Below are 18,810 nucleotides of genomic sequence, written 5' to 3' on the forward strand. Positions count from 1 at the left end.
ATGCCGGCGCGGCGCCCCCATCGCCGGAAGATCTCGTTCACCCTTCAGGCGATCCCCAGCAGGCGATGAGGCGCTGCTGCTCCGACAGGCTGTTCCCCGCCCGCGAGCGTCAGTGCTCAAGCGCCTTGACGATTTCCTCGCACATCTTCTTAGCGTCGCCGAACAGCATCATGGTGTTGTCACGGAAGAACAGCTCGTTGTCGACGCCGGCATAGCCCGACGCCATCGAGCGCTTCACGAACAGCACGGTCTTGGCCCGCTCGACGTCCAGGATCGGCATGCCGTAGATCGGGCTGGTCGGGTCGGTCTTGGCGGCTGGATTGGTGACGTCGTTGGCGCCGATCACGAACGCGACGTCGGCCTGCGGGAAATCGCGGTTGATCTCCTCCAGTTCCAGGACTTCGTCGTACGGGACGTTAGCCTCGGCCAGCAGCACGTTCATGTGGCCCGGCATCCGCCCGGCAACCGGGTGGATGGCATAGCGCACGCTCACGCCGTTCTTCTTCAGCATGTCGCCCATCTCGCGCAAGGCATGCTGGGCCTGGGCGACCGCCATGCCGTAGCCCGGCACGATGATGACCGAGGAGGCGTTATCCATGATGAACGCCGCGTCGTCGGCGCTACCGGACTTCACCGACCGGTCGCCGCCCGGCCCGCCGGCCGCCGCCGCGGTCTCGCCGCCGAAGCCGCCGAGGATCACGTTGAAGAACGACCGGTTCATCCCCTTGCACATGATGTAGCTGAGGATGGCACCGGACGAGCCGACCAACGCGCCGGTGACGATCAGCAGGCTGTTCTCAAGGGTGAAGCCGATGCCGCACGCGGCCCAGCCGGAGTAGGAGTTCAGCATCGAGACGACCACCGGCATGTCGGCGCCGCCGATCGGCAGGATCAGCAGGAAGCCGAGCGCCAGCGCCACCACGAAGATCAGCCAGAATGCCGTCGATGACTGGTCGGCGATCATCCATCCCATCAGCACGATCAGCGCCACCCCAAGGGCGGCGTTCAGCGGATGCTGCATCGGGAACACGAGCGGACGGCCGGTGACCAGTCCCTGCAGCTTGCCGAACGCGATGATCGAGCCGGTGAAAGTGATGGCGCCGATCGCCAGGCCAAGCGACATCTCGATCAGCGACGCGGCGCCGATCGCACCGGGCTGGCCGATGCCGTAGGCCTCCGGCTTGAAGAACGCGGCGATGGCCACGAAGCAGGCCGCCAAGCCGACCAAACTGTGGAACGCCGCCACCAGCTGGGGCAGGGCGGTCATCTGGATGCGCCGGGCGATCACCGTGCCGATGGCGCCGCCGATCACGATGCCGAGGATGATCGTCTCGTAGGACAGCACCGAGGGCAGCGCCAGGGTGGTGCCGATGGCGATCACCATCCCGACGATGCCGTACAGATTGCCCTGGCGTGCCGTTTCCGGCGACGACAGCCCGCGCAGCGCCATGATGAAACAGACGCTGGAGACGAGGTAGAGAAGGGCCGAGATCGTGCCGCTCATCGTGTGTTCCCCCGCCTCACTTCTTCTTCCGGAACATCGACAGCATGCGCTGGGTCACCAGGAAGCCGCCGAAGATGTTGACGCTCGCCAGGATCACCGCAAAGAAGCCCATGATCGACGAGAAGTCCATCTGGGCCGGTCCGGCGGCGATCAGTGCGCCGACGATGATCACCGACGAGATCGCGTTGGTGACCGCCATCAGCGGCGAGTGCAGGGCGGGAGTTACCCGCCAAACCACGTAGTAGCCGACGAAACAGGCCAGCACGAACACCGTGAGGCCGACCACGGCCGGGTCGATCTGGCTGCCGCCTTGGCTGGCCTGAGGGACCGCGGCGACCGCCTGCTGTCCGGCACTGGCGGCCGCCTCGGTGGCCTTGGCGGCAAGCGCCTGGGCCTGCTCGGCGAGCGCGCGCAATTGATCGGTGAGCGAATTCTCCGCCATCGTCGCCTCCTCAGGAACCCGAGCCGGAGCTGGAAGCCCCGCCGTCCTTGGCCGTCTTGGGTTTCGCCGCCGACTTGCGCTTGGCTGCCGCCTTCGGGGCTGCAGCCTTGGGGGCCGGCGCTTTCGCTGCGGCGACCTTTGGCGCCGCCGCCTTCGGCGGTGACACGGCCTTGTCGAGCGGCAGCTTCAGCACCGCCTCACTGACCACCTTGCCGCCCTTGCAGACCATCGAGGCTTTGACGATCTCGTCGCTCTCGTCGATCTTCAGCGCCTTGGCTTCCTTGTCGATCAGCGGGGTCAGGAAGTTCACCAGGTTGCGGGCGTACAGCGCGCTGGCATCGACCGCGATTCGGCTCGGCACGTTCAGGTGGCCGACGATCCTTACGCCATGCTTCTCGACCACCTTGCCCGGCTCCGACAGCGGGCAGTTGCCGCCCTGCTCGACCGCCAGGTCGACGATCACCGATCCCGGCTTCATGGTCTTGACCATATCCTCGGTTACCAGCACCGGTGCCGCCCTTCCGGGGATCAGAGCCGTGGTGATGACGATGTCCTGCTTCTTGATGGTCTCGGCGATCAGTTCGGCCTGCTTCTTCTTGTAGCCGTCGCTCATCTCCTTGGCGTAGCCGCCGGAGGTTTCGGCCTGCTTGAACTCGTCGTCCTCGACCGCCACGAAGGTGCCGCCCAGGCTCTCCACCTGTTCCTTCACCGCGGGGCGCACGTCGGTCGCCGAGACGATGGCGCCCAGGCGCTTGGCCGTGGCGATCGCCTGCAGGCCGGCCACGCCCGCACCCATCACCAGGCAACGCGCCGGCGGCACCGTGCCGGCCGCCGTCATCATCATCGGGAACGCGCGTCCGAACTCCGCTGCGGCATCGAGCACCGCGCGATAGCCGGCAAGGTTGGACTGCGACGACAGCACGTCCATCGACTGGGCGCGGGTGATCCGGGGTACCATCTCCAGCGAGAACGCCGTCACGCCGTGGGCGGCGATCGCCTCCAGCAGGGCACGGTCCCGGTACGGCTCCAGCAGGGCCACCAGCACCGCGTTCTTCTTCAGGAGGGGAATTTCATCCAGCGACGGCTTGCGGACCTTCACCACGATGTCGGCGTCCGCCATGGCGTCGCGTGCGGTCTTCACGATCGTGGCGCCGGCCGCCTGATAGGCCGCATCGGTGACCGCCGCCGCGACCCCCGCACCGGATTCGATCTGCACCGCTAGTCCCAACTGGATGTAGCGTTTCACGGTGTCCGCAGACGCCGCGACCCGCCGCTCGCCAGGGTGCTGTTCCTTGACGATGCCGATCTTCATGGGCTTCCTCGCCTCCCGCAGGATTTCCGCCAAACCATGCCGTTTGCCGGCGCCGGGCGCAAGCAAGCTATTGGCTTGGCAAAATTATCGACGCTTTGACTACTGGAACGTCGACTGCCGGCGATCGATCTCCAGGCGGCGCAGATCGGTGTCCCGCTGCTGGGTCAGCGCATTGCGCGCCGCCTTGCAGGCAATCGGCCCCGGGCCGCTGGCGGCCGGCGGCAAGCCGGCGTGCGCGGCGCATTCGGCGTCGACTCTCTGGGCGAAGGTCTCCCAGCGCGACAGCCGCTCGTTGCGCAGCCGGCCATAGTAGCGGTCGCGGGCGGTCGGTGTGGAGAACAGCGCCGGTCTCAGGCTGACCGTCAGGGTGGCCGGCACCGGGCTGTCCGGCGGAACTCCGAGCGGCGGTGCGTCGTTGGCCATCGGCGACAGCGGGATGCCGGCCGCCAGGGCGGCGGCCAGCGGCGGCTTGGGACGGGCGTACAGCATCTCGGTGGTTGTCTGAAACGCGGCACGCTCGCAGGTCACCGCAACCGGCAGGCCGAGGGCCAGGGTATCGATGGTGAACGGCACGGGTCGTGCGTCCTGGCGGGATTTCGTGCCGACGGCGCGGCAGCGTGCATCGGCCGGATCGGCGGAGATGGTGGTCAGCGCGATTACCGGCGGCGGGTCCGGGCGGTTGAACCCCGAGCAGGCCGCGACAGCGGAGGCGATCATCAGGGCGATGGGCAGGTGGCGAATCATGGTGCGATCATAACGCGTTCGCGCCAGGGCGACAGCGGCGGCGTGGCGTGGCATAACCCGCGCCGACCGTCCGGAGAGCCATCATGACCGATACCCGCCCGACCCTTCGCCTGCAGCGCGGCGCCGACACCCGCGTCCAGCGCGGCCATCCCTGGGTGTACTCCAACGAGATCGACATGACCGCCGAGGCCAAGCTGCTGGCCCCGGGCACGGTGGTGAGGGTCGAGACGGTGAAGGGCGATCCGGTCGGCTGCGCCTACTTCAATCCGCACAGCCTGATTGCCCTGCGGCGACTGAGCGACGATGCCGACCGCGCCATTGATGCCGGGTTCCTGGCGGAGCGGCTGACCACGGCGCTCGGTTGGCGACAGCGGGTGTTCGACGCGCCGTATTACCGTCTGGTCCATGCCGAGGCTGACGGCCTGCCGGGGTTGGTGGCCGACCGGTTTGGCGACGTGGTGGTCGTTCAGGCGAACACCGCCGGGATGGAGCGGCTGGAACCGGTCCTGGTCGAAGCCCTGACCTCGGTGCTTTCGCCCGCTGCCATCGTGCTGCGCAACGACACCTCGGTGCGCAGCCTTGAAGGCCTGCCGAGCGAAGTCCGGCTGGCCGCCGGTGCGTTGCCAGAGGCGCCGACGGTGGCCGAGGGCGGGGCGGTGTTCCCGCTGGATCCGCTGGGCGGGCAGAAGACCGGCTGGTTCTTCGATCACCGCGACAACCGGGCGTTCATGGCGCGCCTGTCCACCGGCGCACGGGTCCTCGACCTGTACGCCCACACCGGCGGCTTCGGGGTGCAGTGCGCGGTTGCAGGCGCGTTCCAGGTCGACCTGATCGACCGGTCGGGGCCGGCGTTGCAGGTCGCGGCGCAGGCGGCTGAATTGAGCGGCGTCGCCGACCGGGTGACCACCCGCAAGGCCGACGCCTTCGCCGCGCTGGAACACCTGATCGGTGCGGGCGAGGCCTATGACGTGGTGATCTGCGATCCGCCGGCCTTCGCGAAGTCACGCAAGGACGTCGGGGGGGCCGCCAAGGCCTACCGCAAGCTGGCCCGGCTGGCCGCCCAGGTGACCGCACCCGGCGGCGTGCTGATGCTGGCGTCCTGCTCGTTCCACATGGACGCCGCTTCGTTCGCCCAGCAGACCGCCCGCGGCGTTACCGAGGCCGGGCGCACCGGCCGGGTCCTGCGCCGCGCCGGTGCCGGACCGGACCACCCGACCCACCCGCACCTGCCGGAGAGCGCCTACCTCAAGGCCGAGGTGTTCGCGCTGGATTGACGCACGGCCGTCGACTGACCGAGTGCCGATGACGAGGATGGTTGCAGGGATCCAGGCTAAACCCGCCCCTTGAACGCCGGCTTGCGCTTGTTCAGGAACGCATCCAGCCCTTCGCGGCCGTCCGGTTCGGCACCGGCGGCGGCGATGCTGGTGCCTTCGTGCTCCATCTGCGCTTCGAAGGCGGTGTTGAAGCTGTCGGCCAGCAGCCGCTTGGCGCGCCCGAACGACCGGGTCGGCCCGTCTGCCAAACGCCTGGCCATGTCCTCGGCGGTCGCGGCAAGCGCGTCGTCGGCAACACAGGCGGTGGCGATGCCCCATTCCGCGGCCTCGGCCCCGCTCAGCCGGCGGTTGGTCAGGGTCAGCTCCTGGGCCCGGCGCAGTCCGACGATCCGCGGCAGCAGATAGGTCGACCCGCCGTCCGGCGACAGCCCGGCCGCGGTATAGGCCATGGTGAACACCGCACTTTCGCCCGCGTAGACCAGATCGCCCAGCAGGGCCAAAGACAGCCCGGCGCCGGCGGCCGCACCCTGGACCGCGACCACCAGCGGCGCGTCCATCCGCGCCAGGGTCGAGCAGGCGGCGTGCAGGTAGTGGGTGGTTTCCTTCAGGTGGGCGGAAATGCCGTCGCCCTTGGCGTGGAAGGACTTCAGGTCGCCGCCGACGCAGAACGCCTTACCAGGACCGGTCAGCAGCACCGCGCGAACCGCCGGATCGGTGGCGCAACGCACGGCCGCAGCCATGAGGGCCTCGGCCAGTTCGCGGTTGATGGCGTTCAGCGCGTCCGGCCGGTTCAGGGTCAGTCGGGCCAGCCCGGCTTCGACGGCCAGTGTGACGGGTTCGCTCATGCCGATCCTCCCAGGGTTTTCTAGGAGGCTAGGCGGCGACCCCGAGGTCGGCAAGATGCCGTGGCGTCAGTCGGGACGGTCCAGGCCGACCGACGCGAGTGCAGCGGTCTGCCGGGCCTCCATGGCGTCGGCGTCGAAACCCTCGATCAGGTCGTTGAACAGCCGGTACCAGTTCACCTCGGCCTTCAGGTGCATGAACACCGAACCGAGGCCCAGCGCCGCGCGGTCCATCAGCACGAACTCGCGCGGGGGCCGGACGCCGTTCAGGCGGCGCAGCTCGCCGTGGACCTGCTCGGCGATCTCGCGACCGTACAGGCCGCTGCCGCTCTCCTGGATCCTGCGGGCGCGATCTTCCATCAGCGGGCCGTACAGGAAACGCGCCCAGACGTTCAGCACGTCGATGGTCGCGCGGTCGAGGTTCTGGAACCCCCAGCTTTCATAGGCGTGCACCGCCAGCGCCTCGTCATCGTCGCGCAACGCCCGATACAGGTCGATCACGCCCTTGACGAAGGTCTTGGGAAAGATCCGGATGCAGCCGAAATCCAGCAGGTTGACGGAACCGTCGTCGCGCACCGTGTAGTTGCCGAGATGCGGGTCGCCGTGGATCACGCCATAGAAGTAGAACGGCACGTACCACGCCCGGAACATGGTCAGCGCGAAGGCGTTGCGCAGTTCCAGGGACGGCTCGCCCTCCAGGAACTTCATCAGTGGCGTGCCGTCGAGCCAGGTCATGGTGATCAGCCGGCTGGTCGACAGCTCCGGGACCATGTCGGGAATGAACACGCCGGGCTCATCGGCCAGCATTCCACGGTACAGCGCCATGTGGCGGGCCTCGCGGGCATAGTCCAGTTCCTCGCGGAGCCGCGCGGACAGTTCGGCGTGGATCTGGCTGGTGTCGATTGCCTTGTCGTAGCGCCGGTAGATCGAGAAGATCCAGTCGAGCTGTCGCAGATCGGCCTCGACTGCCGAGGACATGTCCGGGTACTGCAGCTTGGCGGCCAGCAGGCGGCCGTCGTCCAGGGTGGCGCGGTGCACCTGGCCGAGTGATGCGGCCGATGCCGCCTCGTGCTCGAAGGTCGCGAACCTCTTCTGCCAGCCGGGTCCGAGTTCGGTGGTCATCCGGCGTTTCACGAACGGCCAGCCCATGGCCGGCGCGTTCGACTGCAGGTGGCTCAACTCCTGCACATACTCCTTCGGCAGGGCGTCGGGCACGGTCGACAGGATCTGCGCCACCTTCATCAGCGGGCCCTTGAGGCCGCCGAGCGCGGTTCGCAGTTCCGATGCGTGGGCGTCCTTGTCGAGGCTCCAGCCCAGATAGCGCTCGCCGGCCACGCGGGCGGCAAGCCCGCCGACGGCGGTGCCGACCTTGGCGTAACGGCGCATTCGGCCGCCGAGGGAATTGCGTTCGCTGTCCATGTCGCTCATGCGCCGTCAGATAAGGTCTTTGGCACTGCAAGACCAGGGGCGCTGACGCTGTGTCACACCCAGGGCGAGGTTTCCAGGCTGTAGTCGCGCGCCACTTCGGCAACCCGGATTCGGTATTCGGCGAACAGGCCGCCGCGACCCGCGGCCTGCGCCTTGCCGTGTTCGGCATGCTGGCGCCAGCGCCGGATCGCCTCCTCGTCCCGCCATGTCGACAGCGACAGCAGCTTGCCCGGCGTGGTCAGGCTCTCGAACCGTTCCACCGAGATGAAGCCGTCGATCTTCTCCAACTCGGCCTTCAGCGTGGCGGCGATCGCCAGGTAGTCGGGCCGTCCGCCCTCCCGTGGTGTCACTTCGAAGATCACGACGTGCATGGCCGGCTCCTGCGAGGCGTTCGGTTGCGACGATGCCACTGGAACGGCCAGTGCACCACCGGGCCGGTTCGGCCACCGCTCCCGCCCGCTCGCTGTCCCGGACGGAGGCGCCTCGGCGCTGGCGTCTGGACAACACCAATGGAGGGCGGAACGAGCAGGTCCCTACAGCATCACGCCCGGGTTCAGTGTTCCGTCCGGATCGAAGGCGGTCTTCAGGCGCTGCATCAGTTCCAGGTCGAGCGCCGGCTTGATCCGGCGGGCGGCGGCCACCTTGCTGCGGCCGAGGCCGTGCTCGGCGGCGATCGAGCCGCCCAGGCCGGTCGCCACGTCCTCGATGGCGGTGACCAGTTCCGGCCAGCGGGCGATGAAGGATGCGGGGTCGCTGCCCGGTGGCGGGTTCAGGTTGAAGTGGATGTTGCCGTCGCCGAGATGGCCGAACGGGATCGGCACGCAGCCGGGAACGATGGCCCGCGTGGCGGCCTCGGCGGTGCGTATGAATGCGGGAATCGCCGAGACCGGCACCGAGGTGTCGTTCTTCAGGTTGCCGGGCGTTTCGACCTGGGCCACCGCCAGTCCTTCGCGCAACGCCCATAAGGCAGCGCGCTGGGACTGGGACGACGCCACGACCGCATCGGTCGCCTCGCCGGCAGCCAGCGCTTCGCCGACCCCCGCTTCCAGCGCCGCGTCCAGATCGAAGAATCGGCTGGCGCTGCCCAACTCCACCAGCACCTGCCAGGGGTGCGGCCGGTCGAACGGCTCGCGTACTGTGCCGGTGTGGGCGACGTGCAGGTCGAGACCGGCACGCGGGATCAGTTCAGCCGCCGACAGGGCCTCGCCGACGTCAGCCTGCAAACGCGCCAGCAGGGCCAGCGCCGCCGTCGGGTCCGGCACGGCGACCAGGGCGGTGGCGACCGATTGCGGCATCGGGTGCAGCTTGAGCGCCACCGCCGTGACGATGCCCAGCGTGCCTTCGGTGCCGATGAACAACTGCTTCAGGTCGGTGCCGGCATTGTCCTTGGCCAGCGCCCGCAGCCCGTTCCAGATCCGGCCATCGGCCAGCACGACTTCCAGCCCCAGTACCAGGGCGCGGGTCATGCCGTAGCGCAGCACGTTGTTGCCGCCGGCGTTGGTCGCCACGTTGCCGCCGATCCGCGACGACAGGCCGCCGTGGTGCAGCGCCAGCAGCTTGCCGCGCCTCTCGGCTTCGGCCCGCGCGTCGGCCAGGGTGACTCCGGCCTCGACGATCATGTGGTCGCCCGCCGGGTCGACATGGCGGATCCGATTCAGCCGCTCGGACGACAGCACCAGGGCCGAGCCGTCCGCAGGCGGGGTGGCGCCGCCTCAGAATCCGGTGTTGCCGCCCTGCGGGACGACGGCGATCCCGGCGGCGACGCACAGCCGGACAGCGGCTGCCACCTCGTCGGTCGAGCGTGGCCGGACGACCGCCAGCGCCCGCCCGGTGCGGGCTTTCAGCAAGTCGGTCTCGTAGCCGGCTCGGTCGGCGGGGTCGGTCAGCACGGCATCAGCGCCGAGGGCGGCGCGCAGGCCCGCGATCAATCGGTCGGTCATGCGGCGATCAGAAGATGGAGTGCGGCGGCCGTCAATGCGTCAGCGCTTGGAACTCATTGCCTAGGCCACTTTTGGCAGCGTAAGTTGCGGCCGCTCCGCACGGTCCGTGCTCCATCACATCGGCTCGCCAAGTGCTCCAGAACATCGTTCTTCTGCTGTCGGTGGCGCTGCCGTTGATGGGCAGTCCCGGACCGGCCAGCATGAGCCTCGCCGCCACCGGATCGACGTTCGGGTTCCAGCGCGGCGGCCGGTATCTGATCGGCATCCTGCTCGGCAACAGCACCGTGCTGCTGATGATTGCCGGTGGGGTGACCGGGCTGCTGCTGACGATTCCGAATGCGGTGCCGGTCCTGACGGTGCTTGGGCTGGGCTACCTGCTGTACCTGGCGTTCAGGATCGCCACTGCCCCGGTGGTGCGGCGCGATCTGGACGGCGCCAAGGAGCCGTCGACCGCCGGCGGCTTCATGCTGTCGATGGTGAATCCCAAGGCCTATGCCGCGATCGGTGCGGTCTATGCCAGCGGCAGCATCGTTCCCGAGGAGCCGCTGCTGGATTCGGTGCTGAAGGTCGCGGTCCTGATCGGGGTGAACATTGCGGTAAATACGTCCTGGCTCGGTGTCGGCGCTTTGTTCTCGCGGGTTTTGCGCAGCCCGCGCACCGGGCGGGCAATGAACCTTACGTTCGCGGCTCTGCTGCTGGCCTCGGTCGCGTACAGCTTTCTGCGCTGACTGGGCGCTATTCGACCAGGAAGAACTCGATGGTCGAGACCACGCGCACGCTCTTTTCGATCTCGCTGTCGGGGTTGCCGGACGACATGCCGTCGCGCGGACCGATGGTGAACACGCCCTGGTTGGCCTGGCGGATGGCGCCGACGCGGCTGGCGCTGTCGGCGGCAAACTGCTCGGCCCCGGCGCGCGCCGCCTTGGTGGCCTCGGCGATCATCTCCGGCTTGATGGCGTTCAGGCCGGTGAAGGCATAGACCGGTCCACCGGTCTCGCCGAAAACCACGCCGAGCTTGACCAACTCGCCGGAACGGGCGCTGGCCGTCCTGACCTTCTCGATCTCGGATGTCCGCACCGTCACGGTCTGGGCGATGATGTAGCGCGCCTGATCGGCGCCTTCCGGCCGGTACGGCTGGGCCAGCAGGTCGTTGACTTCGACCCGGCCCCGGTCGAGCGCCTCCTTGGGCAGCCCCTCGCCGACCAGGAAGACCGTCACCGCGTCCACCGAACGGTCGACCTTGGCCTGGACCGCCCCCAGATCATTGCCGGTCGCCGTGACCCGGATCGGCCAGAACACCAGATCGGCGGTGACCGTGCGTTCCGCCACGCCCTTGACGGTGACGTAGCGGTCGGCCTCGCGGCCCTGGCGGAACCCGTCGCCGATGAACTTGCCGGCGGCGGCGATGCTGACCGCGATCACCATTGAGGCGACGAGGGCGGTGATGTAGCGCAGTTGCTCCGGCATCGCGGGTTTCCATTCTGGAGACGGGCCGACCGTCGAGGGCCGGCATCATATCCCGGTGATCGTGACCACGGCGAGTCGCGATGATGGACGGCCCGTGGCGGCGCTTACAACGCGTGGTAGCGCCTGAACCAGTCGACGAATTGCGGGATGCCGACCTCGATCGGGGTGGAGGGCTGATAGCCGAGGTCACGGCGGCTGGCCTCGATGTCGGCGTAGGTCTCCAGCACGTCGCCGGGCTGCATCGGCTTCATGACCAGCTCCGCCGGCTTGCCGCACGCCGCCTCGATCACCTTGATGTAGTCGAGCAGGGCGACCGGCGAATTGTTGCCGAGGTTATACACCGCGACCGGCGGCGAATCGGGTGCGGCGGCCGGCGGGTGGTCGAGGGCGGCCACCACCCCGGCAACGATGTCGTCGATGTAGGTGAAGTCGCGGCGCATCTGACCGTGGTTGAACACTTCGATCGGCCGGCCGTTCAGAATCCGGTCGGTGAACAGCCAGGGCGACATGTCCGGCCGGCCCCACGGGCCGTAGACCGTGAAGAACCGCAAGCCGGTGGTCGGGATGCCGTACAGGCTGGCGTAGCTGTAGCTCATCGCCTCGTTGGCCTTCTTGGTCGCCCCGTAGAACGACATCGGCCGGTCGACCCGGTCGTCGACCGAGAACGGGATGTCGCGGTTGGCGCCGTAGACCGAGGATGAAGAAGCGTAGACGAAGTGCTTCAATCCTCGGGCAACCCGGCCGCGCGCCATCTCCATCATGACCAGATGGCCCATCAGGTTGGCCTGCAGGTAGTCGAAGGGCTGCTCGATGGAGTAGCGCACGCCGGCCTGGGCCCCGAGGTGGACAATCCGGTCGATTTCGGGATGGGCGGCGTCGAACGCCGTCATGGCGTCGCGATCGGCGAAGTCGATCCGCTGGAAGCCGAACCCGTTGCGGCCTTCGATCTCGGCCAGCCGCGCCCGCTTCAGCGCCGGGTCGTAGTAAGGGTTCAGGTTGTCGATGCCGATCACCTGCTCGCCACGGTCGAGCAGCGCCTTGGCGACATGCATGCCGATGAACCCGGCGGCTCCGGTCACCAGGACCGTCATCGATCTGACCCCCTCACGTTGCACCCGTGACAATGGTGCCCCGTGAATAGCGGGCGCGCGCCGATCCGTCGAGACGGCTCGTCGGACCGGCGCGCCCGCCGCCGGGGTCAGGTCTTGGCGAGGACCTCGGCCAACTGCTCGGCAACCTGCGACCAGCCCTCGTGGAAGCCCATCTGCTCGTGGGCCTCGCGGTCGGCGACGCTCCAATGGGACGCCCGGGCAGTGTACTTGGTCTTCCCGCCCTGGTCCTCGAAGGTCAGAGTCACGGACATGAACGGCTTCTCGGAGGGCTTCCAGGCCTCGGTGAAGGCGTCGGTGAACACCAGGCGCCGGTTCTTCACAACCTCCAGGTAGACGCCCGGGCAGCGAATGTCCTCCCCGTCGGGACCGCGCATGACGACCAGGCTGCTGCCGCCGGGGCGGACGTCGATTTCGACGATCGGAGTGGTGTAGGGCCGTGGCGCGAACCACTGCTTCATCGATTCGGGCGTGGTCCAGGCTTCGAACACCTTGGCCGGCGGGGCGTCGAAGACGCGGGTCAGCACCAGGTCGCGATCGCAGTCCGGGGCGACAAAGGTCTTGGCGGTCATTAATTGTGCTCCATGAATGGCCATGGGCGAGAGGGTTCTCGCCTTCCTCATATCCAATGACGAACGACCGGCGTCGTATCCGACATTGATGGTCGATCTTTTTTTGGTCGGCTGGGACGGCGAGACCGACGCAGTCCTGCCGCCTGCCACGCCGGTGCGCGTTCGCAGGCGAAGGGATCCCAAATCAGCCGACCGCCGCGTCGATCCACGCAGATTCCGGACCATTGAGATCAACCCGACGACCGGTCGCAGAGTATGTATATTGCTAATTAGCTATTTAGCTATATAACGATTTATCATGACAGACCGGATTGAACAGACCAAGGCCCTTGCCAGCGTCCCGCGGATGAAGGTGCTTGAGTGGCTGAAGGAGCCACGGCGCCATTTCATCCACCAGGAGAGCGGAGATCCCGAAACGATCGGCGTATGTGTGACGTTGATCGCGGCGAAGCTCGACATGAGCCAGCCGACGGTCAGCCGGCATCTGGAGATCCTTCGGCGTGCCGGTTTCGTGACTGTCCGCCGGATTGGGCAATGGTCCTACTACACCCGAAGCGCCATGGGCATTTCCGAGTATGGAGATTGGATCAATGACAATCTTTGAAGAACTGGATCGCGAGTTGCTGCCCGGGTTCGAGCGGCTGATGCTGCCCGGCCTGAGTGGCGACATGCTGACTTTGGTCGGTGGTTCTGGTCCGCCGCTTCTGTTGCTGCACGGGGATCCGCAGACCCATCTGTGCTGGCACTCGATCGCGCCCAAGCTGGCCGAACAGTACACGGTGGTCCTTGCAGACCTCCGGGGCCGAGGCGAAAGCCACAAACCGGAACGCACTTCGGACCACCGACATTACTCCAAGCGCCTGATGGCGACCGAACAGGTTCGCATCATGGAACGCCTCGGCTTCGATGTGTTTCGGGTCGTCGGCCATGATCGAGGCGCCAGGGTCGCGCGGCGGATGGCCCTGGATTATCCTGACAAGGTGGAACGTCTCGCGGTGATGGACATCGTCCCCGTTCTGGACTTCTACGAACGGGCGACGAGCGCCGTTGCGCAGGACTATTTCTACTTCTTCTTCCTGACCCAGCCTTTTCCGGTACCGGACCGGCTGATCGCAGGCGACCCCCGAGCCTTCATGGGTGACATCCTGACGAGCCTTACAAAGCCGGGCTTCAACTACCATCCAGGCGCTCTGGAGGCCTATCTCGCCGCGTCGACGACCGAAGAATCGATCAACTCGATCTGCGAATGCTTCCGGGCTGGTATTTCAAGCGACGTGGAAGACGACAAGGCAAGCCGGTCGGCTGGCCGGCGGATCACCTGCCCGACGCTGGTCTTCTGGGGTGAACTGGGCGTGGTCGGCCGCTACTTCGACATGCAGCGAATCTGGTCGGATTGGGCAGCGCCGGTGTCCTTTGCGCCAATGCCGTGCGGCCATTTCATTCCCGAAGAGGAGCCTGAACTTACGGCCACTCATCTGATTCGATTTCTGCAGTAGCGGATCGCAGCGCGGCTGGTGATGCGGTGCCGTTGCTCGTCTGACACCCGAGCAACACGCTCATGCGGGATCGGGGCATGGAATTCTCGATCACTTGTATCGGCATCGACACCGACACCGGTGCGCACCTCGCAGCACGCCATTTCGGAGCCGGCACCGCGAAAGCATTTGCCCCGGCAATGCTGAGGACGCAGGCTGCCACGGTGAATTCCGTATCCTGGCTGCACGGCGGTTGCCGGTTAGGTCAGGAAAGCTTACCTTATTTGCCGTGTCCTCGACCCCACATCAGCCGTGGCGAGAAGCGGGGACCGGGAGGCGTAGAACGATGGCATTGGCCGAGGTATCGCTCGACGACAAGTACGTCCTGGACCGGGGGCGGGTGTTCCTGACCGGCGTGCAGGCGCTGGTCCGCCTGCCGCTGATCCAGCGCCGCCGCGACCTGGCGGCCGGCAAGAACACCGGCTGCTTCATCTCCGGCTATCGCGGCTCGCCGCTTGGCGGGTACGACCAGCAACTGTGGCGCGCCGGCAAACTGCTGAAGCAGCACCACGTGCATTTCCAGGCCGGGGTGAACGAGGAACTGGCGGCCACCGCGGTGTGGGGCAGCCAGCAGCCCAACCTGTTCCCCGGCGCCACCCACGACGGGGTGTTCGGCATCTGGTACGGCAAGGGACCGGGCGTCGACCGCTCCGGCGACGTGTTCAAGCACGGTAATTTCGCGGGCACTTCGCCCTGGGGCGGTGTCCTGGCGATCGCCGGCGACGACCACGTCGCCAAGTCGTCGACCGTTCCGCATCAGAGCGAGTTCGCCTTCCTCGACGCCTCGATCCCGGTGCTGAACCCGGCCGGGGTGCAGGACACCCTGGATTTCGGCCTGCTCGGTTTCGCCATGGGCCGGTTCGCCGGCTGCTGGGTCGGCTTCAAGACAACGGCGGAGATCATGGACAGCTCGGCCTCGGTCGAGGCCGATGCCGACGCCCTGAAGATCGTCACCCCGGACTTCGACATGCCGCCCGGTGGGCTGCACATCCGTTGGCCGGACCCCTGGCTGGAGCAGGAAGAGCGGCTGCAGAACTGGAAGCTGCCGGCGGTCGCCGCGTTCGCGCGGGCCAACGGCATCGACCGGGTGGTGATCGACACCCCGAAGCCGCGGCTGGTGATCGCCACCACCGGCAAATCCTATCTCGACGTCCGTCAGGCGCTCGACGACCTGGGCATCGATGCCGAGCTGGCGGCCGAGATCGGGTTGCGGGTGTTCAAGGTCGGCATGCCCTGGCCGCTGGAGCCGCAGGGCGCGCGCGCCGCCTGCGCCGGAGCCGAACGGGTGCTGGTGATCGAGGAGAAGCGCTCGCTGATCGAGTGGCAGCTCAAGGAACAGCTGTACGACCTGCCGAACGGCCAGCGCCCGCGCGTCGAGGGCAAGCAGGACGACGCCGGCCGCACCCTGTTCCGGGCCAACGGTGAGCTGAACGCCACCGAGGTCGCCCTGGCGATCGCCGAGCGGATCCTGGCGTATGCCGACGTCGAGCGGATCAAGGCGCGCCGCGCGCTGATCGCCCAGCGGGTCGAGGGCGGCAAGGCGAAGCCGAGCGAGTTCCAGCGGACCCCGTATTTCTGCTCGGGCTGCCCGCACAACACCTCGACCCGGGTGCCGGAGGGCTCGCGCGCCGTCGCCGGGATCGGCTGCCACTTCATGGCGGCGTGGATGCCGGAGCGCACCACCGAGACCTTCACCCAGATGGGCGGCGAGGGGGTGTCCTGGGTCGGCCAAGCGCCGTTCACCGAGACCGGCCACATCTTCGCCAATCTGGGCGACGGCACCTACAACCACTCCGGCATCCTGGCGATCCGCATGGCGGTCGCCTCCAAGGTCACCATGACCTACAAGATCCTGTTCAACGACGCGGTCGCCATGACCGGCGGCCAGCCGTCGGACAACGGCCTGACCCCGTGGATCATCGCCCAGCAGGTGGCGGCCGAGGGTGCGGCACGGGTCGACGTGGTTACCGACGATCCGGACAAGTATCCGTCGGGCGACATCTGGCCGAAGGGCACCAGCATCCACCACCGAGACGACCTGGACGAGGTGCAGCGCACGCTGCGCGAGACCCCCGGCGTCACCGTCCTGATCTACGACCAGACCTGCGCCGCCGAGAAGCGCCGCCGTCGCAAGCGCGGCACCATGGAGGACCCGAACCGACGGGTGTTCATCAACGAGGCGGTCTGCGAGGGCTGCGGCGACTGTGGTGTGAAGTCGAACTGCGTGTCGGTGCTGCCGGTCGAGACCGAGTTCGGCCGCAAGCGCCAGATCGACCAGTCGAGCTGCAACAAGGACTTCTCCTGCGTGAAGGGCTTCTGCCCGAGCTTCGTCGACGTGATCGGCGGCAAGGTCCGCAAGGGCGCATCCGCCGCTGCCGCGAAGCCGGCGGCCGGGGTTCCCGACGTGTTCGAGGCACTGCCCGAGCCGACGCTGCCGGGGCTGGACGAGCCCTACGGCATCCTGGTGACCGGGATCGGCGGCACCGGCGTGGTGACGATCGGCGCCCTGCTCGGCATGGCCGCCCATCTCGAGGGCAAGGGCACCAGCGTGCTCGACATGACCGGCCTCGCCCAGAAGGGCGGCTCGGTGATGAGCCATGTGAAGATCGCGGCCACGCCGGCTGCCGTGCACGCGCCGCGGATCGCGGCCGGTGCGGCCGACCTGCTGCTGGCCTGCGACATCGCCACCGCGGCGTCGAAGGACGGGCTGGAGGCGATCAGCCGGGACAAGACCCGCGCGGTGGTCAATACCCACCAGACCATGACCGGCCGGTTCACCCAGAATCCGGACATGCAGTTCCCGGCCGCCTCGATGATGGACATCCTGCGCAAGGCTGCCGGCGACAACTCCACCGAGTTCGTCGATGCCTATGGGACTGCCACCCGGCTGTTGGGCGACTCGATCGCCTCCAACCTGTTCATGCTGGGCTACGCCTGGCAGCGCGGGTTGGTGCCGCTGTCGCGCGAGGCGATCGAGCGGGCGATCGAGTTGAACGCGGTGGCCGTGGCCTTCAACACGCAGGCGTTCCTGTGGGGACGTCGCGCGGCCCACGATCCGGCCGCGGTGCAGCGGCTGACCGAACCGAAGCCGACGCCCGCTTCGCTGCGTCCGGAGATCGCGACCACCCTGGACGAGATCGTCAAGGTGCGGGTCGCGGAGCTCACCGCCTACCAGGACGCCGCCTACGCGGAGCGCTACAAGGCGCTGGTCGACAAGGTTGCCGCAGCCGAACGCAAGACCGTGCCGGGCAAGGACGACCTGGCCCAGGCAGTGGCGCGCTATGCCTTCAAGCTGATGGCGATCAAGGACGAGTATGAGGTCGCACGGCTGTACGCCGACGGAAGCTTCGAGCGCAAGCTGCGCCAGCAGTTCGAGGGCGACTTCAAGCTGCGTTTCCACCTGGCGCCGCCGAGCTTCGCGCCGCGCGACCCGCAGACCGGGCACCTGAAGAAGTTGACCTTCGGGGCCTGGATCATGCCGGCGTTCCGGGTGCTGGCATCGCTCAAGGGTTTGCGTGGAGGGCGCTTCGATCCGTTCGGCCGCAGCGAGGAGCGCGTGATGGAGCGCCGCCTGCGCGACGAGTACTTCCAGACGGTGGAAGAGATCGTCTCACGCCTGACGCCGCAGACCCATGCGATCGGTGTGGAGCTGGCGCGGCTGCCGGAGCAGATCCGCGGCTTCGGTCACGTGAAGGAAGCCCACGTGGCTCGCGCCGAATCGAGCAGGGCGGCTCTGCTGGGCCAGCTGCGCAACCCGCAGGCGGCAAAGACCGCGGCGGAGTAGCGACTTCGTTGCGTGTTCGGTGCCCTGCCTCGCAGGTCACTCCATGCCGAGCGCGCGCTTGTACAGGTCGAGGACGGTTTCCTGCTCGTCGCGGTCGTCCTTGTCGAGTTTCCGCAGCTTCAGGACCTGCCGCATGATCTTGACGTCGAAGCCGTTGCCCTTGGCCTCGGCGAACACGTCGCGGATGTCGGCCGCCAGGGCCGCCTTCTCTTCTTCCAGACGCTCGATCCGCTCAATGTAGGAGCGGAGCTGATCGCCCGCGATGCCGCCCACGTCCACCATGTCATCCTCGATTCGGCCACTTGAACAGGGGCCGGAACCTAGCGGCCTGCACTCGGGCGTTCAAGCGGCAAACGGCGCTTGACAGAACGAGAACAAAAAAAGAACAATCAGGTCATGTTGGCAACCATGATCTCCGATCCCACCGACCCGGTCCGCGCCTTGTGGGAGCGGATGAACGCCCGCGACTGGGACGGCATCCAGCGCCTGCTGGACGGCGGGTTCCAGGCGGTGTGGCCGCAGACCGGGGAGCGGATCCCGACCCCGGTGGCCTATGTCGGGCTGAACCGGACCTATCCGGGGGTGTGGCGCTGCACGGTGCTGGCGGTCGACGCCACCGCCGAGGGGGCGGTCGCGCGGGTCCGGATCAGCGACGGGACAGTGTCGCTGTTCGCCATCGGCTTCTACCGGGTGATGGGCGGGCGGATCCTGGCGGCGGAGGAGTACTTCGGCGATGCCGGCCTGCCGCCGTACGACCGTTCGGAGTGGACGGAGAAGCTGCCAGCCCCGCGGTGAGAGTTCCATCCGGGTTCCCTGAGCGCCGGATTGGCGTGGCCGTGCACGGACAATACATCGAT

17 protein-coding genes and 2 pseudogenes are annotated in these 18,810 nt (G+C 67.6%); 6 read left to right on the forward strand and 13 right to left on the reverse strand.

Annotated elements, in window-relative coordinates:
• Positions 1-109: 109 nt before the first annotated feature.
• From RIC54_RS09415 to RIC54_RS09430, 4 genes and pseudogenes are all read right to left on the reverse strand, one after another.
• A complete protein-coding gene (locus tag RIC54_RS09415; protein WP_350092931.1) occupies positions 110-1,504 on the reverse strand; it encodes an NAD(P)(+) transhydrogenase (Re/Si-specific) subunit beta in 1,395 nt (464 codons plus the stop codon).
• Between the two features lie 16 nt (positions 1,505-1,520).
• On the reverse strand, positions 1,521-1,946 hold the full coding sequence (locus RIC54_RS09420; protein WP_350092928.1) for an NAD(P) transhydrogenase subunit alpha part 2: 426 nt from the start codon (positions 1,944-1,946) through the stop codon (positions 1,521-1,523).
• A gap of 121 nt (positions 1,947-2,067) precedes the next feature.
• A pseudogene (locus RIC54_RS09425) lies at positions 2,068-3,258 on the reverse strand (Re/Si-specific NAD(P)(+) transhydrogenase subunit alpha); the annotation flags it as partial.
• Between the two features lie 99 nt (positions 3,259-3,357).
• Complete coding sequence (locus tag RIC54_RS09430) at positions 3,358-4,002, reverse strand: hypothetical protein (protein ID WP_350092925.1); 645 nt, start codon at positions 4,000-4,002, stop codon at positions 3,358-3,360.
• An 83-nt stretch (positions 4,003-4,085) separates the two neighbouring features.
• On the opposite strand from RIC54_RS09430, the gene RIC54_RS09435 reads away from it, so the two are divergent.
• Positions 4,086-5,276: a class I SAM-dependent rRNA methyltransferase gene (locus RIC54_RS09435; protein ID WP_350092922.1), complete on the forward strand. Its 1,191-nt coding sequence runs from the start codon at positions 4,086-4,088 to the stop codon at positions 5,274-5,276.
• Positions 5,277-5,332: 56 nt separating this feature from the next.
• Here the strand turns inward: RIC54_RS09435 and RIC54_RS09440 are convergent, their stop codons facing one another.
• The 5 genes and pseudogenes from RIC54_RS09440 to RIC54_RS09460 all read right to left on the reverse strand — a co-directional run.
• Positions 5,333-6,121, reverse strand: coding sequence for an enoyl-CoA hydratase-related protein (locus RIC54_RS09440; protein ID WP_350092919.1), 789 nt, complete (start codon positions 6,119-6,121; stop codon positions 5,333-5,335).
• 66 nt (positions 6,122-6,187) lie between these two features.
• Complete coding sequence (locus RIC54_RS09445) at positions 6,188-7,546, reverse strand: ABC1 kinase family protein (RefSeq protein ID WP_350092916.1); 1,359 nt, start codon at positions 7,544-7,546, stop codon at positions 6,188-6,190.
• Positions 7,547-7,599: 53 nt separating this feature from the next.
• The gene (locus tag RIC54_RS09450; RefSeq protein WP_350092913.1) at positions 7,600-7,917 is read right to left on the reverse strand and encodes an antibiotic biosynthesis monooxygenase family protein; all 318 of its coding nucleotides are present in this window, start codon (positions 7,915-7,917) and stop codon (positions 7,600-7,602) included.
• Between the two features lie 162 nt (positions 7,918-8,079).
• Positions 8,080-8,841, reverse strand: a complete 762-nt coding sequence (locus RIC54_RS09455; protein WP_350150975.1) for an FAD-binding oxidoreductase — start codon at positions 8,839-8,841, stop codon at positions 8,080-8,082.
• Positions 8,842-8,967: 126 nt separating this feature from the next.
• A pseudogene (locus tag RIC54_RS09460) lies at positions 8,968-9,486 on the reverse strand (FAD-binding oxidoreductase); the annotation flags it as partial.
• Between the two features lie 131 nt (positions 9,487-9,617).
• On the opposite strand from RIC54_RS09460, the gene RIC54_RS09465 reads away from it, so the two are divergent.
• Positions 9,618-10,214, forward strand: a complete 597-nt coding sequence (locus RIC54_RS09465) for a LysE family translocator (RefSeq protein WP_350092907.1) — start codon at positions 9,618-9,620, stop codon at positions 10,212-10,214.
• A 7-nt stretch (positions 10,215-10,221) separates the two neighbouring features.
• Here RIC54_RS09465 and RIC54_RS09470 read toward each other — a convergent pair whose 3' ends face one another.
• From RIC54_RS09470 to RIC54_RS09480, 3 genes are all read right to left on the reverse strand, one after another.
• A complete protein-coding gene (locus tag RIC54_RS09470; protein WP_350092904.1) occupies positions 10,222-10,953 on the reverse strand; it encodes an SIMPL domain-containing protein in 732 nt (243 codons plus the stop codon).
• Positions 10,954-11,057: 104 nt separating this feature from the next.
• Positions 11,058-12,044 (reverse strand): NAD-dependent epimerase/dehydratase family protein, encoded by a 987-nt coding sequence (locus RIC54_RS09475; RefSeq protein ID WP_350092901.1) that lies wholly within the window; start codon positions 12,042-12,044, stop codon positions 11,058-11,060.
• A gap of 107 nt (positions 12,045-12,151) precedes the next feature.
• Positions 12,152-12,634 carry an SRPBCC family protein gene (locus tag RIC54_RS09480; protein WP_350092898.1) on the reverse strand — a complete coding sequence of 161 codons (483 nt, stop codon included), beginning with the start codon at positions 12,632-12,634 and terminating at the stop codon, positions 12,152-12,154.
• A gap of 298 nt (positions 12,635-12,932) precedes the next feature.
• Between RIC54_RS09480 and RIC54_RS09485 the strand changes: the two genes are divergently transcribed.
• The 3 genes from RIC54_RS09485 to RIC54_RS09495 all read left to right on the forward strand — a co-directional run bounded on the left by RIC54_RS09485 (position 12,933) and on the right by RIC54_RS09495 (position 17,953).
• Positions 12,933-13,238 (forward strand): ArsR/SmtB family transcription factor, encoded by a 306-nt coding sequence (locus RIC54_RS09485; protein WP_350092895.1) that lies wholly within the window; start codon positions 12,933-12,935, stop codon positions 13,236-13,238.
• A 40-nt stretch (positions 13,239-13,278) separates the two neighbouring features.
• Positions 13,279-14,130, forward strand: coding sequence for an alpha/beta fold hydrolase (locus RIC54_RS09490; RefSeq protein WP_350150952.1), 852 nt, complete (start codon positions 13,279-13,281; stop codon positions 14,128-14,130).
• A gap of 325 nt (positions 14,131-14,455) precedes the next feature.
• On the forward strand, positions 14,456-17,953 hold the full coding sequence (locus RIC54_RS09495; protein ID WP_350092889.1) for an indolepyruvate ferredoxin oxidoreductase family protein: 3,498 nt from the start codon (positions 14,456-14,458) through the stop codon (positions 17,951-17,953).
• Between the two features lie 36 nt (positions 17,954-17,989).
• On the opposite strand, the gene RIC54_RS09500 is transcribed toward RIC54_RS09495, so the two are convergent.
• On the reverse strand, positions 17,990-18,235 hold the full coding sequence (locus RIC54_RS09500) for a DUF2312 domain-containing protein (RefSeq protein ID WP_007668678.1): 246 nt from the start codon (positions 18,233-18,235) through the stop codon (positions 17,990-17,992).
• A 114-nt stretch (positions 18,236-18,349) separates the two neighbouring features.
• Here RIC54_RS09500 and RIC54_RS09505 point away from each other — a divergent pair, with 114 nt between their 5' ends.
• A complete protein-coding gene (locus tag RIC54_RS09505) occupies positions 18,350-18,748 on the forward strand; it encodes a nuclear transport factor 2 family protein (RefSeq protein WP_350092885.1) in 399 nt (132 codons plus the stop codon).
• The last annotated feature ends 62 nt before the right edge of the window (positions 18,749-18,810 follow it).

Origin of the sequence: Thalassobaculum sp. (assembly GCF_040219215.1) — a bacterium.
Taxonomy (GTDB): domain Bacteria; phylum Pseudomonadota; class Alphaproteobacteria; order Thalassobaculales; family Thalassobaculaceae; genus Thalassobaculum_A.

Excerpts from the sequence above, each read along its gene's own strand:
- RIC54_RS09415 (WP_350092931.1), bottom strand. The coding sequence starts at position 1,504 with ATGAGCGGCACGATCTCGGCCCTTCTCTACCTCGTCTCCAGCGTCTGT.
- RIC54_RS09420 (WP_350092928.1), bottom strand. The coding sequence starts at position 1,946 with ATGGCGGAGAATTCGCTCACCGATCAATTGCGCGCGCTCGCCGAGCAG.
- RIC54_RS09430 (WP_350092925.1), bottom strand. The coding sequence starts at position 4,002 with ATGATTCGCCACCTGCCCATCGCCCTGATGATCGCCTCCGCTGTCGCG.
- RIC54_RS09435 (WP_350092922.1), top strand. The coding sequence starts at position 4,086 with ATGACCGATACCCGCCCGACCCTTCGCCTGCAGCGCGGCGCCGACACC.
- RIC54_RS09440 (WP_350092919.1), bottom strand. The coding sequence starts at position 6,121 with ATGAGCGAACCCGTCACACTGGCCGTCGAAGCCGGGCTGGCCCGACTG.
- RIC54_RS09445 (WP_350092916.1), bottom strand. The coding sequence starts at position 7,546 with ATGAGCGACATGGACAGCGAACGCAATTCCCTCGGCGGCCGAATGCGC.
- RIC54_RS09450 (WP_350092913.1), bottom strand. The coding sequence starts at position 7,917 with ATGCACGTCGTGATCTTCGAAGTGACACCACGGGAGGGCGGACGGCCC.
- RIC54_RS09455 (WP_350150975.1), bottom strand. The coding sequence starts at position 8,841 with ATGCCGCAATCGGTCGCCACCGCCCTGGTCGCCGTGCCGGACCCGACG.
- RIC54_RS09470 (WP_350092904.1), bottom strand. The coding sequence starts at position 10,953 with ATGCCGGAGCAACTGCGCTACATCACCGCCCTCGTCGCCTCAATGGTG.
- RIC54_RS09475 (WP_350092901.1), bottom strand. The coding sequence starts at position 12,044 with ATGACGGTCCTGGTGACCGGAGCCGCCGGGTTCATCGGCATGCATGTC.
- RIC54_RS09480 (WP_350092898.1), bottom strand. The coding sequence starts at position 12,634 with ATGACCGCCAAGACCTTTGTCGCCCCGGACTGCGATCGCGACCTGGTG.
- RIC54_RS09485 (WP_350092895.1), top strand. The coding sequence starts at position 12,933 with ATGACAGACCGGATTGAACAGACCAAGGCCCTTGCCAGCGTCCCGCGG.
- RIC54_RS09490 (WP_350150952.1), top strand. The coding sequence starts at position 13,279 with ATGCTGCCCGGCCTGAGTGGCGACATGCTGACTTTGGTCGGTGGTTCT.
- RIC54_RS09495 (WP_350092889.1), top strand. The coding sequence starts at position 14,456 with ATGGCATTGGCCGAGGTATCGCTCGACGACAAGTACGTCCTGGACCGG.
- RIC54_RS09500 (WP_007668678.1), bottom strand. The coding sequence starts at position 18,235 with ATGGTGGACGTGGGCGGCATCGCGGGCGATCAGCTCCGCTCCTACATT.
- RIC54_RS09505 (WP_350092885.1), top strand. The coding sequence starts at position 18,350 with ATGTTGGCAACCATGATCTCCGATCCCACCGACCCGGTCCGCGCCTTG.